Source organism: Agrobacterium fabrum str. C58 (assembly GCF_000092025.1).
In the GTDB taxonomy this organism is placed as follows: domain Bacteria; phylum Pseudomonadota; class Alphaproteobacteria; order Rhizobiales; family Rhizobiaceae; genus Agrobacterium; species Agrobacterium fabrum.
Window position 1 is genome coordinate 326,886 of record NC_003064.2, and the last position, 16,220, is coordinate 343,105.

14 protein-coding genes and 3 pseudogenes are annotated in these 16,220 nt (G+C 56.6%); 12 read left to right on the forward strand and 5 right to left on the reverse strand.

Annotated features, from left to right (window positions below; genetic code table 11):
• A pseudogene (locus ATU_RS25495) lies at positions 1 to 573 on the forward strand (alpha-hydroxy acid oxidase); the annotation flags it as partial.
• 120 nt (positions 574 to 693) lie between these two features.
• Here ATU_RS25495 and ATU_RS26835 read toward each other — a convergent pair.
• Positions 694 to 807 (reverse strand): annotated as a pseudogene (locus ATU_RS26835) (LysR family transcriptional regulator); the annotation flags it as partial.
• Positions 808 to 810: 3 nt separating this feature from the next.
• A complete protein-coding gene (locus ATU_RS25500; RefSeq protein ID WP_010974590.1) occupies positions 811 to 1,164 on the reverse strand; it encodes a cupin domain-containing protein in 354 nt (117 codons plus the stop codon).
• A 254-nt stretch (positions 1,165 to 1,418) separates the two neighbouring features.
• On the opposite strand from ATU_RS25500, the gene ATU_RS26840 reads away from it, so the two are divergent.
• Positions 1,419 to 1,559, forward strand: coding sequence for a hypothetical protein (locus ATU_RS26840; RefSeq protein ID WP_162992053.1), 141 nt, complete (start codon positions 1,419 to 1,421; stop codon positions 1,557 to 1,559).
• 150 nt (positions 1,560 to 1,709) lie between these two features.
• Here the strand turns inward: ATU_RS26840 and ATU_RS25510 are convergent, their stop codons facing one another.
• Complete coding sequence (locus tag ATU_RS25510; RefSeq protein WP_236762369.1) at positions 1,710 to 2,564, reverse strand: AraC family transcriptional regulator; 855 nt, start codon at positions 2,562 to 2,564, stop codon at positions 1,710 to 1,712.
• 37 nt (positions 2,565 to 2,601) lie between these two features.
• On the opposite strand from ATU_RS25510, the gene ATU_RS25515 reads away from it, so the two are divergent.
• Positions 2,602 to 3,513, forward strand: a complete 912-nt coding sequence (locus ATU_RS25515; protein ID WP_010974593.1) for a DMT family transporter — start codon at positions 2,602 to 2,604, stop codon at positions 3,511 to 3,513.
• A gap of 799 nt (positions 3,514 to 4,312) precedes the next feature.
• Here ATU_RS25515 and ATU_RS25520 read toward each other — a convergent pair.
• Positions 4,313 to 5,281 carry a GlxA family transcriptional regulator gene (locus tag ATU_RS25520; protein WP_010974595.1) on the reverse strand — a complete coding sequence of 323 codons (969 nt, stop codon included), beginning with the start codon at positions 5,279 to 5,281 and terminating at the stop codon, positions 4,313 to 4,315.
• Positions 5,282 to 5,369: 88 nt separating this feature from the next.
• Between ATU_RS25520 and ATU_RS25525 the strand changes: the two genes are divergently transcribed.
• From ATU_RS25525 to ATU_RS26845, 8 genes and pseudogenes are all read left to right on the forward strand, one after another.
• On the forward strand, positions 5,370 to 6,257 hold the full coding sequence (locus tag ATU_RS25525; protein ID WP_010974596.1) for a beta-keto acid cleavage family enzyme: 888 nt from the start codon (positions 5,370 to 5,372) through the stop codon (positions 6,255 to 6,257).
• A gap of 43 nt (positions 6,258 to 6,300) precedes the next feature.
• Positions 6,301 to 7,854 carry an ABC transporter substrate-binding protein gene (locus tag ATU_RS25530; RefSeq protein WP_010974597.1) on the forward strand — a complete coding sequence of 518 codons (1,554 nt, stop codon included), beginning with the start codon at positions 6,301 to 6,303 and terminating at the stop codon, positions 7,852 to 7,854.
• Positions 7,851 to 9,305, forward strand: a complete 1,455-nt coding sequence (locus ATU_RS25535; RefSeq protein WP_010974598.1) for a carnitine 3-dehydrogenase — start codon at positions 7,851 to 7,853, stop codon at positions 9,303 to 9,305. Before ATU_RS25530 ends, ATU_RS25535 begins: the two co-directional genes overlap by 4 nt.
• Positions 9,302 to 10,273, forward strand: coding sequence for an ABC transporter permease (locus tag ATU_RS25540; RefSeq protein WP_010974599.1), 972 nt, complete (start codon positions 9,302 to 9,304; stop codon positions 10,271 to 10,273). Before ATU_RS25535 ends, ATU_RS25540 begins: the two co-directional genes overlap by 4 nt.
• A gap of 34 nt (positions 10,274 to 10,307) precedes the next feature.
• Positions 10,308 to 11,105, forward strand: a complete 798-nt coding sequence (locus ATU_RS25545; RefSeq protein WP_162180367.1) for an ABC transporter permease — start codon at positions 10,308 to 10,310, stop codon at positions 11,103 to 11,105.
• 5 nt (positions 11,106 to 11,110) lie between these two features.
• Positions 11,111 to 12,718, forward strand: coding sequence for an ABC transporter ATP-binding protein (locus tag ATU_RS25550; protein WP_010974601.1), 1,608 nt, complete (start codon positions 11,111 to 11,113; stop codon positions 12,716 to 12,718).
• Complete coding sequence (locus ATU_RS25555; protein ID WP_010974602.1) at positions 12,708 to 13,616, forward strand: alpha/beta hydrolase; 909 nt, start codon at positions 12,708 to 12,710, stop codon at positions 13,614 to 13,616. The genes ATU_RS25550 and ATU_RS25555 overlap by 11 nt, the downstream gene beginning before the upstream one ends.
• Positions 13,617 to 13,785: 169 nt before the next feature.
• A pseudogene (locus ATU_RS26845) lies at positions 13,786 to 14,007 on the forward strand (hypothetical protein); the annotation flags it as partial.
• A gap of 65 nt (positions 14,008 to 14,072) precedes the next feature.
• Here the strand turns inward: ATU_RS26845 and ATU_RS25565 are convergent.
• Entirely contained in the window at positions 14,073 to 14,561 is a 489-nt protein-coding gene (locus ATU_RS25565) for a PAS domain-containing protein (protein ID WP_010974603.1), read from the reverse strand.
• Between the two features lie 530 nt (positions 14,562 to 15,091).
• Here ATU_RS25565 and ATU_RS25570 point away from each other — a divergent pair.
• Entirely contained in the window at positions 15,092 to 16,198 is a 1,107-nt protein-coding gene (locus ATU_RS25570) for a Fic family protein (protein WP_010974604.1), read from the forward strand.
• Positions 16,199 to 16,220 lie beyond the last annotated feature (22 nt).

Sequence of the window (16,220 nt, forward strand, 5' to 3'; positions counted from 1 at the left end):
ATGCAGGCGAACGCGCGCAACCTCGACAAATATCTTTGCCTTGATGACTTCGAGAAAGCGGCCAGACGTCACCTACCTCGACCGCTGTTCGGGTATGTGTCAGGAGCCAGCGAGACGGGCGCTTCGCTGCGTCACAATAGGGAAGACTTCGCCGACTATGCCTTTCGGCCCCGCGTGCTGAGGGATGTTTCTCAACGGAGCACCCGTACGACGATACTCGGCGAAAGCTACAGCGCGCCCTTTGGTATCGTGCCGATGGGCATCAGTGCTCTCATGGCCTATCAGGGTGATCTTGTTCTCGCCCAGGGGGCGAGCCAAGCCGGAATTCCCATGATCATGAGCGGGTCGTCGCTGATTAGACTTGAAGAAGTGGTTGCCAAAGCCCCCGCCACCTGGTTTCAGGCCTATCTTCCAGGAGAACCCGAGCGGATCGACGCGCTAGTGGATCGGGTGGCCGAAGCTGGGTTCAAGACGTCGGTTCTCACTGTCGACACCTCGGCATTGGCAAACCGGGAAAACAACATCCGGGCAGGATTTGCCCGGACCGGAAAGTTAATGCCAGTAAAACCAAATGAACTACGGGTTGCCGGTTCGAGTCCTTTCGAGAGCATCCGATTACGAAAATCTCCCTCATCAACCTATGCCGTCAGGCTCGTGTAGGACGAAATCTCGATCGGCGTCCTGAAGACCCGGCTCGCCCTTGAGCGGACGACTGGTCACGGACCAGGGAAGGAATTTCTCCGCGTAGGCAGGCAGGAGGGCCACGCCTCGTGTCGAAGCAATCAGCGACATGGCCATGGTGAGATCTATTTATGTCTCGCGAGCCTCGGCCCAGTGCGGATAGGTCACAAAAGCCGTTGTCGCGCCTTCTCCCTCGGTCGTGATCGTCACGGATTGGCCCTTAGGCATGTAGACAATGTCGCCGGGCCCCGCGGTGACCGTGCCATCGCTGGTGGACACGGACAGTCGTCCCTCAAGGACGATCATCGTGTCGTCTACGGCCATCGTCTCGGTCAGCGACTGACCAGGAGCATACCGGCCATAGCCAATCGAGACCGGGCCGCCGTTTCGTTCGTCCACTAGGTTTCCGACATAGATGCCGGCATCCTGTCCCGGCGATTTGACGAGTTCTGCGTCGGAAATGCTGAACTTTTGAACCTTCATTCGCGACCTCCTGCGTTTCCAGTTGAGATAGCACAAATTCCAGACACACCAATATGACTTTGGAGAAGACATGACAGAGAACATTTGCTGCGTCTCGACGCCCGAACAGCGGAAGTCCGTTGATATCCGCGACGCGACGGAACGTCCGATGCTAGACAAAGTCTTTAAGGCGATCGACGTCGCAGTCACCGAAGTCGCAGACGGTTTCAGGGAAGTCGGGCTAGAATTCGACCCTACCAGCGGGGTAATATTTTATGTTCACGGTTCAGCAGGTGACATTCGTCCGCCTCTGCGGCGGCGTCCCGAATACGCTAAAGGGCGGCGATCCCGAACTCTGCCAGCGGATTGTCAACAATGGCCAGCATATCATCGACACCTACTGGCGAGGCGGCTGAAGACCCATAAAGAACTCCAGCCTGTCGCGAACATCCAAGTCAGCGTAATATTTCCGAGAAACGCCTTTTCGCCATTCAAGAAGACCGTAAGGATGCAATGCAATCGTTCTTCAGGCCGAAGGCGACGGCGGTTTGACCCTGTTTAAAGACCTATGGGGTACTCGCTGCTTTAATTGTCCTGGCTGGTGTCGATCGCAAATTTGTTGGGCTCGTTCCGGTCAGTCTCCTGAACATCGCGATGAACGCCGACGGGCTGTTATAGCCAAGTGTTTTGGCGATCGACTGGACCGATTTGCCATCTTCGATCAGCGACAGTGAAGCAACCAGCTTCAGTCTTTGTCGCCATTCGTTGAAAGACACGCCGAGGTGCCCGAGGAATCGGCGCGACAAGGTTTTTTCCGTAGTTTGCAGTAATCTTGCCCATTCCGAAAGCGAGCGGCGGTCGCCCGGGTCAGCCTGCAGCGCGTCGATGACAGGCTGTAGCAGATCGTCGTTCGAGACCGGCAGAAAACTCTCGCGCCTTGGTGCGTTCAGTAGCTGGTCGACCAGCACGAATGCAAGGCGCCGGTCCGCTTCCGTCTGCGGCACCGTTATGCGACGCTCGGCAAAATCGGCGAGGATCGCCTTGATCAGTGGGCTGAGCGCAAGCGTGCATGCCGTTTCGGGCATGCCCGCGCAGAGGTCGCGGTCGATATAGATCGAAACGAATTTGACGTTTTCGCGGTTATGGCAGGCATGCACCGCATCGGCCGGAATCCACGTTGCGTAATGCGGTGGGCAGAGAAAGCGTTTTCCCTCAACCCGCGCTTCCATCACGCCAGTCAAGGCATAACCGACCTTGCACCACGGTTGCCGTTTCTCTTCGAAAATTCCTCCTGCCTCGTAGCTTTCCGTGCGGAAGGAGAGGGGCGCCGGGTTCTCGCCAGCGGCAATGCGAGTTTTCATACGTCGTCCGATCGTCGCAGCTCTATGTCTTTTTATCACTATATAATGAAGAAAAGACATTTGCTAGGCAAGAGCCACTATGAACAAGGAGGCTCCGATGCCTGTCAAATATCTGCTCTTCTCTCTGCTGGCGGTCCTGATTTGGGTGGGAAACACCATCGTCAGCAAGTTGGCCGCTGGTGCGATCGCGCCCGGCACCATCGCTTTCGAACGCTGGTTCATCGCCTTCGTCATCCTGACGCCGCTGGTCTACCGGGATGCCTGGCGTCACCGCCGGACGATCGCGGCTCACCTGCCAAAACTCATCCTCCTTGGCCTTCTCGGCATGGCTGCGTGTCAAGGACTTGGATATTACGCCGCCGGTTTAACCACGGCCACCAACATGGCGATCATGCTCTCGCTCGTGCCGCTGCTGACGTTGATCCTCAGCGCAGTTTTCCTGGCTGAAAGGCCGTCGAGCCTGGCCGTGATCGGCGGTATTATTTCCCTGTCGGGTATCTTTATCGTTCTCGGACAGGGCGATCCATCCCGCCTCCTGTCGCAGGGTGTCGGGCGCGGCGATGCGATGATGCTGGCTGCGGTGCTGGCTTATGCGGGCTATGGCATTCTTCTGCGGCGCTGGGCCATTCCGCTTGCCACCTGGACATCGATCTACGTACAGATCGGTGCCGCGGTCGTGCTTCTCGTCCCGAGCTATCTCCTGTCGGCCCCATCCGCCTTGACTTTGCCGAATACGGCCATGGTGCTTTATGCGGCGATCCCCGGCTCGATCCTCGCGCCCTTTGTCTGGATGACGGCGGTAAAACATCTCGGCGCCGCCCGCACGGCGATCTTCATGAACCTGATTCCGATCTTCACCGCCATCGTCGCGGCCATCTTTCTCGGTGAGGCCTTGTATATCTACCACCTCCTCGGCGGCGGCATGACAGTGGCCGGGATCATCCTCGTGCAACGCAAACCTTTCCGCGAAAAGTCAGGCCAGAAGGCAGTCGTGGCGAGAGCTCAATGAAAAATAAAATCTCCAGCGCGGCGTCGGTTCTAGCGTCGGACATTGGAATTTTCAGCTGAACTGCCGTGAGGATCGGCTCGCACGCTGTGTGGGCTTGCCCGGGGACGACTTCCCTATCCCAGGATGCTGTCGACTGCGAGCGATTAGAGATCTGACGCCGGGAAAACTGACGCTGAGCTTTGGCCGCTTGTCGTCCTCCAGTTGCAGGCAGGTTTTTTTGCAGACTCGATCATTCCAACCCCGCGTTCTAATAGTAGCACGGGTCTTTATGATTTGTGTCGGCATCACGAGCCTCGGCCTGGAACGAATCTGAAGAGAAGGGCGGACGCGAGAGCGGCGGAAAAAAATCACGAAACTGAAAGAACGTCGGGACCGTGCGGAGCCCTGCTGGAGCAGGCCGGGTTTGCCATCGACATGAAGGGGAGTGGAAATTGTCATCGTCATCCATGGGGGCTGTTTCCACCGCTTGGTGGAGCGGGAACACGGCTTTCTTGTTTTCCCCGTAGAGCCAAAGGTTTCCATTCCTATCAAGAGCAATACCGCGAATGGCCGGAGCGTTCACTCGGTTCGTCATTGTCTCGAAAACATACTTTGTCGGTAGGTGTTGAGTTCACACTTTACCGTTTGATGATGAGCGAAATGCGCGAATTCGTCGGAATCGACAACAGCAATGGGCGACTGATTATGTTCAGCGGCCAATGCCCGGCAAGTTCGAGCTCATTGCTCTGACGCAGCTTTTATGGCGTTCGAATACGTTTTGGGGCTATACTTATTTCGATCATGAGGTGCCGCCATGCGCTCACGATGTCGAGATAACCGTTACCTTCTTCCGGCGCAGGGTTTCTCCGAATTTCAATCTGTAGGCGCGTGCAAGCGTGGACGGGGAAGAGAACCCAGTGCGAAACGCAATTTCATAAAGCGTCAGATTGGTTTCCAATGCGAGTGCGCGGGCATGGGACAGTCTGATCTGACTGTAGTACTGGCCGGCAGACATACCCAGGTATCGGTGAAACAAGCGATCCAAGCTACGCTCTGATACCGCCACACGGTCGGCAATGTCAGGCAGTTTGAGCGGCTGTTCGGCAGTTTCGCGCATAACAACGATCGCGCGCTGCAGGGCCGCGGGCAGTCCGTGATCGCTCATTCGACCCGAAAGGCCTCGCGCTAATGTCCTCTCAGCTGATTTCTGGACGCCGCCAAACATGTTAGCGACATCAAAACGCAGAGCCTCATCCGCGTGTTTTCCGATGAGGTCGAGTGACCACGTCAGAACGCTCTGTGCATCGCCGCAGGTCACGATGTTTCCATCAACGACATAAGGCGCATCCGTGACACGAACCTCCGGAAAATTTTCTGCGAATTCCTTCTTCTCCATCCAATGGATCGTTGCCCTGCGTCCGGCAAGAAGACCGATGCGCGCGAGCAACCACGCACCGGTGTCAAGCCCGCCCACAATCGGAAGACCGCGTGCTTTTCTGCGCACGGCCGCCGCTGACTCCTGGTTGAGGTGATTTCTTATTCCATAGCCTGCGACAAGGATAAGTGCGTCTGTCGCTCCCACTCGAGATAGCGGAAGATCAGCAGCGATCGCGGCGCGTGACGAACTGATAATCGCATTTCCGTCCAAGGAACACAATTGCCATGAAAAAAGCTGACGGCCCGAAAGGTCGCGTGCGGCACGAAGCGGCTCGATGGCGCTGGCAAGCACCATATTGGAAAAGCTCTCAAATAGCAGAAACGTCAGGTGAAACGGCGATTTTGGCGACATGCGCACAGTTTAGCGTGAATCATGCACATTGCGACAGGAAATTTGCTGTCACACTCTCATGGAATTCACCTCATTCCCGGAGTATTTCATGAACCGCGACGTCTTCATAACATGCGCTGTTACCGGTTCCGGTCAAAGCCATACGAAGTCAAGTCTCGTGCCGATCACGCCAGCACAAATTGCCGATGCGTGCATCGAGGCCGCCAAGGCCGGCGCCGCCATTGCCCATGTTCATGTCCGTGACCCAGACACCGGGGCACCCTCCCGCGATCCGGCCCTTTATCGGGAAGTCGTCGAGCGTGTGCGCGCCTCCGATACTGATGTTGTGCTGAACCTGACGGCAGGAATGGGCGGGGATATCGTTCTCGGATCGGCGGAAGCGCCTTTACCGCTCGCGCCACAATCCGATCTGGTTGGCGCTACCGAACGGCTTGTGCATGTGGAAGAACTGCTTCCAGAGATTTGCACGCTCGACTGCGGAACGATGAATTTCGCGGAAGCAGACTATGTGATGACAAATACCCCCGGCACTTTACGTGCCATGGCACGGCGTATTCAGGCAGCTGGTGTGCGTCCGGAAATAGAGGTCTTCGATACGGGGCATCTATGGCTTGCGAAGACACTTGTCGACGAGGGCCTTATCGATGATCCCGTAATGATCCAGCTTTGCATGGGCATCCCCTACGGTGCGCCAGCCGATATCAACAGCCTCATGGCGATGGTCAACAACATCCCGCAAGGATGGACCTATTCGATGTTCTCCATCGGTCGCATGCAGCTACCATATGTTGCACAGGCGGCCCTGGCGGGCGGACATGTCCGTGTCGGTCTGGAAGATAATATCTGGCTGGACAGAGGCGTGCTCGCGCGCAACGGCGACCTGGTCGAACGCGCAGCTACCATTCTGACGGCCATGGGCTGCCGGATACTTACCCCACAGGAGGTTCGCGAAAAGCTCAAACTGCTTCGGCGCTAATCAGCATCTCATCAAACCTATAATAAAGAGAGGAACTGTTGAAATGAGCAAAGCACTATTCGATATCACCCGACGTAGTCTTCTGGCTGGTGCAGCCGGTCTCGCCGCCGCCGGGATCGTGCCATTTGGGGCAAGAGCAGCAGAGCCGAGGCGTGGCGGTACCTTGCGGATCGGTCATCTTGGCGGCGCAACCTCCGACACCATCGACCCGGCGACGTTTGCGGCCGGACCGGTCGTGACCGCCATGCTTGCGGTGTGCAACAACCTCGTGGAAATCGATGCCGAGGGCAAAGCCGTGCCGGAGCTTGCGGAGAGCTTCGAGACCGACGCAGACGCGCGCATCTGGACCTTCAAGCTGCGGCAGACCGCAACTTTTTCCGATGGGCGCAAACTGACTGCAAAAGACGTTATCGCCTCATTCAATCACCATCGCGGGCAGGATTCCAAGTCCGGCGCGAATGGATCACTCTCGCAATTGACTGACATTCGTTCCGATGGCGATCACGTCGTGATCTTCGAACTCAAATCCGGCAATGCCGACTTTGCCTATCTTACCTCCGATTACCACTTCGTCATCATGCCGGCCAACGAGGACGGAACGCTGAACTGGCAATCCAAACTCGGAACAGGTGGCTACGTGCTGGCCGATTTCGAACCGGGCGTTCGCATCACTCTGAAACGTCGCGATGACTACTGGAAATCGGATCGGGCGTGGTTCGATACCGTCGTTCTGTCAACCATCAACGACGCCACGGCCCGTCAGAACGCATTGATAACTGGTGAAGTCGACGTCATTAATTCGCCTGACCTTGCGACACTCCCGCTTCTTTTGCGCCGACCAGGGATCAAGGCGACGGAAGTCACGGGCACTGCGCATTATGCGATGCCGATGTTCTGCGACGCCGCGCCATTCAAGGATCCCAATGTCCGCCTTGCTCTCAAACACGCCATTGATCGCAAGGCGGTGCTTGAGAAGGTTCTGCACGGGCACGGCCGCATCGCCAACGACAGCCCAATTGCGCCTGCTAACCGCTACTTTGCGGCCGACCTGCCTCAGCACGACTATGATCCGGATAAGGCAAAGCACTATCTCAAAAAGGCGGGCATGGATGCGCTCAAGGTGGAAATATCCGCGTCCGACGCAGCCTCCGTCGGCGCTCTCGCCATGGTCCAGCTGTTCCAGCAGTCCGCCAAGGCGACAGGGATCGATCTCGGCATCAAACGGGAGCCGGATGACGGTTACTGGTCGAATGTCTGGCTGAAAAAGCCGTTCTGTGTGAGCTACTGGAATGGTCGCCCGACCGAGGATGATATGTTCAGCCTCGTCTATGCCAAGGGCGTCGATTGGAACGAAAGCCACTGGGATAACGAGCGGTTCAACTCGCTTCTTGTAAAGGCGCGCACCACTTTGGACGAAAAGTTGCGCGCAGAAATGTATCACGAGATGCAGGGCCTGGTCAGCGAGGATGGCGGGACGATCATTCCTGTCTTCGTAAATTATGTCGATGTCTCCAATGACAAGGTTGCGCATGGCCCCGTTGCCAACAACCGCTTCTTCGACGGCTGGAAAATCGTGGAACGGTGGTGGCAGGCATGAAAATCGCAGCAATTGGAGGCGGTGTCATCGGCGGCGGCTGGATCGCCCGCTTCATATTGGCCGGTCATGACGTCACTGTCTTCGACCCACATCCCGAAGCAAACCGCATCGTCACGGAGGTAATGGCAAATGCTGCCGAGGCCTGGGGGAGACTTTATCAGTCGCCTCTTCCAAAGCCAGGGTCAATCAACTGGGCAAGCTCGATCGCCGAGGCTGTCGCCGGCGCCGATTACATTCAGGAAAGCGTTCCAGAGCGGCTGGATCTTAAGCATCGCATCATTGCCGAAATTGAGGCAACGGCTTCACCGCAGGCGATCATTGCCTCTTCTACCTCCGGGTTCAAGCCGTCCGAATTGCGCGAAGGTTCAGTTCATTCCGAGCGCGTTATTGTCGCGCATCCCTTTAATCCGGTCTATCTTTTGCCGGTCGTGGAAGTGGTGGGCGGCGGCGTTGCGGCGCAAAGGGCGTCAGATATTCTGGTGTCGGTGGGCATGAAACCGGTGCAGATAGGCCGGGAAATCGATGCGCATATAGGTGACCGCCTGCTCGAAGCGATCTGGCGGGAAGCACTTTGGCTGGTCAAGGATGGTATCGCCACCACTCAGGAAATAGACGATATCATCCGCTATGGCTTTGGATTGCGTTGGGCTCAGATGGGTCTGTTCGAGACCTACCGCATCGCTGGCGGCGAGGCCGGCATGCGTCACTTCCTTGCTCAGTTCGGCCCGGCGCTGAAATGGCCCTGGACCAAGTTGATGGACGTGCCGGAGTTCAATGACGAACTGATCGACCTGATTGCCGGCCAATCAGATGCGCAGTCAGGCGCATACTCCATTCGAGAGCTGGAGCGCATTCGCGATAGCAACCTGATCGGCATTTTCCATGCGCTCAAGGCCAATGATTGGGGAGCCGGACAGACCGTGAAAGCGATGGAAAATCGCTTTTATGCCCGCAACGGTAAGGTTCAGGCAGATTATCCGCTGCGTCTCCATGAGGCTCATGTCAATGGTGGCTGGGTAGACTACAACGGACATATGACCGAGTTTCGCTATTTGCAGGTACTGGGCGATGCGACAGACGCCTTGCTCATCCATATAGGGCTCGATGCCGACTACCGCGCCGCAGGTCATTCCGCTTACACGGTCGAAACCCACATCCGCCATCTGGCGGAAGTAAAGGCAGGTGCGCGGCTCACGGTGGAAACCAGGCTGCTCGGTTATGACGACAAGCGCCTCCGCCTCCATCATGCGATCCTGAACGAAGATGGCGAGACAGTCGCAACCGGCGAGCATATGCTTCTGCATGTCGATACCAAGGCAAACCGTACAGTGGCAATGCCGCCAGCATTGATGCGCGCACTTGATCATCTCAACGCGCAGGAAGAAGGACCACTTCCAGATCACGCCGGATCGGGAATCCGTGCGGTGCGGTTGAAGGAGACGTCGGCATGAAGAGCGGACGAAAGCACCCTATTCAGCGCATGGTGGCCGTGCGGCTGGGTCTCGGCTTGTTCACTCTGCTTTTTATCTCCCTACTGATCTTTCTTGCTGTTGGCCTGCTGCCGGGCGATATTGCCCAACAGGTTCTAGGCCAATCGGCCACACCAGAAACAGTTGCTGCCTTTCGACGCGAGCTTGGTCTCGATCAACCTTTGTCATGGCGGTATCTGACCTGGATCGGCGGTATCCTCACCGGCGATTTTGGTCACTCGCTCGCCAACGGCCGACCTGTTGCGGAGCTCCTGTCGGCGCGACTTGGCAACACGCTGTTTCTGGCCGCATACGCAGCCGCCATCGCCATACCCCTTGCAGTTCTGCTGGGGCTGCTGGCGGCGATGTGGAGGGGTACGTGGTTCGATAGGGTCATCAATGTTATGACGCTATCGGCTATTTCATTTCCTGAATTCTTCGTCGCTTACATTCTGATGTTCTGGCTTTCAGTTCACATGGGATGGTTTCCGTCGGTGGCCGATCCTGGTGCGGCACCCGACCTGTTCGACATGCTGCGCCGTGCCTTCCTTCCGGCAATAACGCTCGTCCTTGTTGTCACAGCGCATATGATGCGAATGACGCGTGCTGCGGTGTTGAATGTGCTGGCCGAACCCTATGTCATAATGGCACGCCTCAAGGGCGCCTCTCGCTGGCGCATCATTACCCGGCATGCCCTGCCGAATGCGCTTGCGCCGATTTCCAACGTCATCGCGATCAATGTTGCCTGGCTCATCACCGGTGTCGTCATCGTAGAGGTTGTTTTTGTCTATCCTGGTCTTGGCCAGCTGATGGTCGACAGCGTTACCAACCGTGACATGCCGGTGGTGCAGGCCTGCGCGCTTATCTTTGCCGCTGTTTATATTCTCTTGAACCTTTTGGCCGACGTGCTGGCAATTGCCACCAATCCGCGCCTGCTGCATCCGAGGTGAGGTGATGACGAGCCTTGCCCGGACAATCAGAACCATGCCTTTAACCGCACTGATCGGCCTTATCATCATCGTCATCTATGTTCTTTTGGTCACATTTGCCCCGATGATAGCGCCCTACGATCAGGCCGAAATTGTCGGTGCACAATTCGAACCCTGGAGTACGGCATTTCCCGTTGGCACGGATGCGCTCGGCCGCGACATGCTCTCGCGGCTTATTTGGGGTGCACGCAATACTGTCGGAATTGCTGCCACGACCACGGTGCTTGCCTTTGCGCTCGGTGCGATAGCCGGTCTTCTTGCGGCTGCTCTTGGCGGGTGGTTTGATCTCGTTCTTTCCCGCATTGTTGACGTAATGATGGCGGTGCCGCCACTGATCCTCACATTGCTGGCGCTGTCAGCGCTTGGGTCGGGAGTGGTCAATCTGATCCTGATCGTTGCCGTTCTGGATTCAACACGCGTCTTTCGTCTGGCGCGTGCGACAGCGGCAAATGTCATGGTAATGGACTATGTTGAGGCGGCGAAACTTCGTGGCGACGGCATTGCCTGGATCATTCGCAAGGAAGTGCTTCCCAACATCACCGCGCCACTTATTGCTGAGTTCGGGCTGCGATTTTGTTTCGTCTTTCTGACGATTTCGGCGCTTGCCTTTCTGGGGCTTGGGCTACCGCCGCCAATGGCTGATTGGGGCGCGATGGTCCGCGACAACGCAGCCCTCATCACCTTTGGAGATATCACGCCGCTTCTGCCGGCCGCTTGTATCGCCGTGCTGACCGTTTCGATCAATTTTGTCGTGGACTGGATGTTGCATCGCGCCTCGGGATTGAAGGACTAAAAGCCATGTTGCTAAAGATCGACAACCTCAAAGTTGAAGCGAAGGGTGAGGAGGGTTGGTCCCCGATCCTGCACGGCATAAATCTGGAAGTGAGGCGTGGCGAGGTCGTTGGCCTCATCGGCGAGTCTGGTGCCGGCAAATCGACTCTTGGCCTTGCAGCACTGGGTTTTGCTCACGCCGGCCTTCGTTTCGCAGGTGGGCGCGTTCTCGTTGAGAATGTTGATCTGCTGCGTCTGACCGAACGTGAGAGATCGGCCTATCGAGGTCGGCGTGTCGCTTATGTAGCCCAATCTGCTGCCGCAAGTTTTAACCCTGCCTGGCAATTGCTCGATCAGTTCTGCGAGGGCCCTGCTATACACGGCACTGCGAGCCGACCGGATTGCGAGATACTTGCTCGCCAGCTTTATGCGAGCATGCAGCTCCCTGATGCCGCAAATTTCGGGCTGAGATTTCCGCATCAGGTTTCGGGTGGACAGTTGCAACGTGCCATGGTCGCAATGGCCATGGCCTGCAAACCCGATCTCATCGTCTTTGACGAACCGACAACGGCGCTCGATGTGACAACACAGATCGGCGTGCTTACTGCCATCCGCTCGGCGGTCGAAACATCGGAAACTGCTGCGATCTACATCACCCACGATCTCGCCGTCGTTGCTCAGATGGCTGATCGTATCAAGGTCATGCGTCATGGCAGGGAAGTGGAGGAGGCACCTACACGCCAGATCATGCAGTCTCCACGCGAAGACTATACCCGTTCGCTCTGGGCCGTGCGGGAGTTCCATCGCCCTGAACGCCGTCTGGAAAGAAACGACGCGCCTGTCATCAGCATCAACAATGTCACCGCGTCTTATGGGCACTTCGATGTTTTGCGTGACGTCGCGTTTGAAATTCCACGCGGTGCCACCGTCGCTGTTGTTGGAGAGTCAGGTTCGGGAAAGTCAACCGCCGCCCGCGTCGTTACGGGCCTGCTGCCGCCACGCATTGGAAGCATAACCTTGAACGGTGAAGTGCTGCCACCGAGCTTCAGCCGCAGATCGCGCGAGCAACTGCGCAAGATCCAGATGATCTATCAAATGGCCGACACAGCCCTCAATCCGCGCCAATCCATCCGCCAGATTCTCTGCCGTCCGCTGCAATTTTATGTGGGCTTGAAGGGAGCGGCACTGGAAAGGCGCCTTGGGGAGCTGATGGAGCAGATCGAACTTTCGCCCAGGCAATTTCTTCATCGGGTGCCCGGCGAGTTGTCTGGTGGCCAAAAGCAGCGGATCGGCATCGCCAGGGCGCTGGCGGCAAATCCTGAAATCATCATCTGCGACGAGGTCACGAGCGCACTTGATCAACTGGTGGCCGAGGGCATTTTGCGTCTTCTCAGTCGCCTCCAGGATGAAACTGGCATTTCCTACATGTTCATCACGCACGACATCGACACAGTGCGCGCCATTGCTGACGACGTTGTGGTGATGAAGAGTGGGACGGTGCAGGATAAGGGCAGCAAGGCCGAAGTAATGGATCCCCCGCGCCATCACTATACGCGCCAGCTACTCGCCTCTGTGCCGCAGATGGATCCGGATTGGCTAAGGCGTCTTAACGCGGACAAACCATATGATCAGTGATCCTCAGGTTCTCGCCTTCATCCGCAAAACAGAAGCCAGCTATCCAGCGCAGGCCAACACGGCGAGCGCCGCGGAAAACCGCGCCTACTACGATGCGATGTGCGCTGATTTCCGAGCACCTCGACCAGAGAATGTCATCGTCGTTGATCGGTCGATCAGCGGCGTGGCTTGTCGGTTATACGGTTTGGCATCACCTGTTTGCGTCCTCTATCTGCATGGCGGCGGCCTTGTCGTGGGCGGGCTGGACAGCCATGATGACGTCTGTGTGGAAATCGCTGATGCAACCGGCTTGCAGATCATTTCGGTCGATTACCGTCTTGCGCCGGAGCACCGGTGGCCGGCACAGATAAACGACGTTGAAGCGGTTTGGCGCGCAGTGGATCAGCCTGTTGTTGTCGTCGGTGACAGTGCCGGCGGCTTGCTCGCTGCAGCACTTTGCCTTTCGCAGAAAGGCAAGAGGCAGCCGCTGGGCCAGGTCCTCATCTACCCTGGCCTGGGTGGTGACGGAGATGCAGCGTCCTATCGCGAAAACGCTGAAGCCCCGCTGTTGCGCGCGAGCGACGTGCTGACCTACCGGGACTTTGTCTTCGGTGGCCAGCCCGCAACCGATCCCATCGCCCGACCTTTAAAGGCTCCGGATCTTTCAGACCTCGCGCCTGCTTTTGTCGTTACAGCGGATGTGGACCCCTTGCGTGACGACGGGTGGGCTTATGCCGAGCGGCTGGCGGCGGCGGGTGTCCCGGTAACGTTGCGCAACGAGGCTCAATTGCCTCACGGTTTCTTGCGCGCGAGGATCATGAGCGACCGTGCGCGCCGGAGTTTTCAAGCCGTGATTGCGGCGATCAGCCGGTTCGCATCTAATGAGGTCCCTTTAGCAAATTTTCCCCATGAGCCATAGCGGAGGCGCGAAGGACTGTCCGCGTCCATATACTGTACGCACGTCCGCGTTTCTGAGTAGCCATTGCCGAAAACAGGCGCGCCACCGCCGCGATGCGCGACGAGGACCGATTGAGAGCGCAATCCCGTCCTTTCCAATCGAACACTAGCCGGAAATCCTCATCGACGCGATCCTCTGCGATGTCCGTCGCGCATGGACGGCAAATGCGACAGTTGCCCCGCTCGCGCAACTCTCGTGGCTTGCGCAGCCGGAAAAGCTATGGTCACCCTGGAAGTTGCAGGACGAGAATTAATCGAGAGGAAACGGGATCTTCTGCGCTTGACGTGGGACGATCAACGGCAGACAGGCAATCGATGTTGTGAGCCATGGCGAGCAAACGTGCCAGCAATTTTGTGACGACATAAATCGACTACCGACGTGCTCCCATTTTTTGAGACGACCTCATGAACTGGTCAATCAGAGAGATCGCAATGCTGAAGAAAGGTAACGTTGAGTTAGCTCTAACCCGCCGATTTTGGCGAGATCAAGCGCGGCATCGATATGCTTTTCCAATCCGGATGCGTTGAGCTTGATCTCCATTTCTCTTTCGATTAGCACGATACCCGAATAAATGGACGGCACCCCATTTTGATCCTTCGAGCAAGAACCCATGCTTAGGAGAGATCTTATACGTCCATCCGCGCATCGGATGCGGTAAGGCGAAACAAATGGCCTGCCACCAAGGATGACGTCGTGTATTCGCGCAGCAAGGCGAGGGCGGTCTTCTTCTACAATCCGTTCAAGAATGGCTTCGACTGGAACACCTTTCTCAAGGTCATCTTCGCCAATCTCGTAAATCGCGGCAAAAGCTGCATCGGCAGTCAGCGTGTTCGTTGACAACGACCACGAATAGAACCCAGCTCCATCCAGAAGATTTTCAACCAAGCTTCTAGGCGGCGTTTCCATGCCGGTCCGCTCCCTTTCCCGTTACCGTGCTTCTGGCGCCTTACGATGATGTCGGTACCTTCGCCGGCCGTATCCGAGTGGCGGTTTCACGAATGGGCCTGGAGTAGAACGCCGCGACAAGCCTCGCCCTAGTCAACCATGAACTGGCGACAAATTCCTTCAAACACGGCGCGCTGTCGAATGACGCCAGCTTGCTGGACATATCCGGAACTGTCGTGGATGACGATATCGAAATCGTATGGAGCGAGCACGGTCGTGATTCAGTCGAACAGACGAGCTCGGGAGAATTATATGGCAGTAAGCTCCTATAACGGACAGTTTCCGGCCAACTCTGAGGTTCAATCGACTACAACTGGATCGACGGCGGTGTGGTCGTGACGCTGAGGTTGATGGAATGCCATCTCGCGGCCTAAGCCGCGATCGCTACGTCTTGAATGGAGAGCCGCAGCTTGTGGTGCTGAGCGATAGATGGGATTGCAATAGCTCATTTATTGCATAATTATGAGTTATAGATAGGGGCGCAATCACTCATGAAATGGAACTGGCAAAACACTGATTGGCCAAACTTCCGGCACGACACCGCAAGCATGGTACCATTAGAGCAGAAATTCTTGCAATCCGCCGGTGAGGTTATTGGCGCTGTTCGACATTTCAACGAGGACGACAGCAACCAACTTCGCATCGAGTTGCTGAGCGACGAAGCGGTCAAGACCTCAGAGATTGAGGGGGAATTTCTGGACCGCGTGAGTGTTCAGTCATCGCTCCGCCGGCAGTTCGGGCTAAGCACTGATGATAGACAGATCCGCCCACAAGAGCGGGGGATCGCGGAGATGATGGCGGATGTCTATCGAAGCTGGCATACGCCGCTGCGTCATGAAGGACTGTTCCATTGGCACTCAATGCTGATGGCTGGAAACCGATACATTGAAACGGTTGGTGCTTACCGGACGCATGAAGATGCCATGCAGATCGTGTCAGGTCGATTCGACAAGCCCACAATCCACTTCGAGGCTCCCCCGTCTCGCCAGGTTACCGGTGAAATGGAGACGTTCATCGCATGGTTCAATCAATCCGGGCCAGATGGCCAAACCTCGGTTCAAGCTTTGACGCGTGCAGCAATAGGCCATCTGTACTTTGAAAGCATACATCCATTTGAGGATGGCAACGGCCGAATTGGGCGCGCGCTCGCTGAGAAATCCCTGGCGCAAAACATAGGGCAGCCAAGCCTCATTTCACTCGCTTTTACAATCGAGAAGAGCCGGAAGGCCTACTACTCCGAGCTTGAGCGGCACCAGCGTACGCTCGATATCACCGGCTGGATCATTTTCTTTGCAGAAACTATCCTGGATGCTCAACGGGTGACGCTTGAGCGCATCGATTTCTTCATTCATAAAGCAAAGTTCTATGATCGTTTTCGAGGCCAGCTGAACGAGCGGCAGGAAAAGGTAGTTACGCGCATCTTCAAGGAAGGCACGGCAGGCTTCAAGGGGGGACTAAGTGCCGAAAACTACATTTCGATCACAGACACATCCCGCGCTACAGCAACACGCGACCTTCAGCACCTCGTGGAGATCGGTGCACTTACGCGTACGGGTGAACGTCGGCATACTCGGTACTCGCTGTCATTGAAGAAATGAATTGATGCCAGGCAAAAGCATT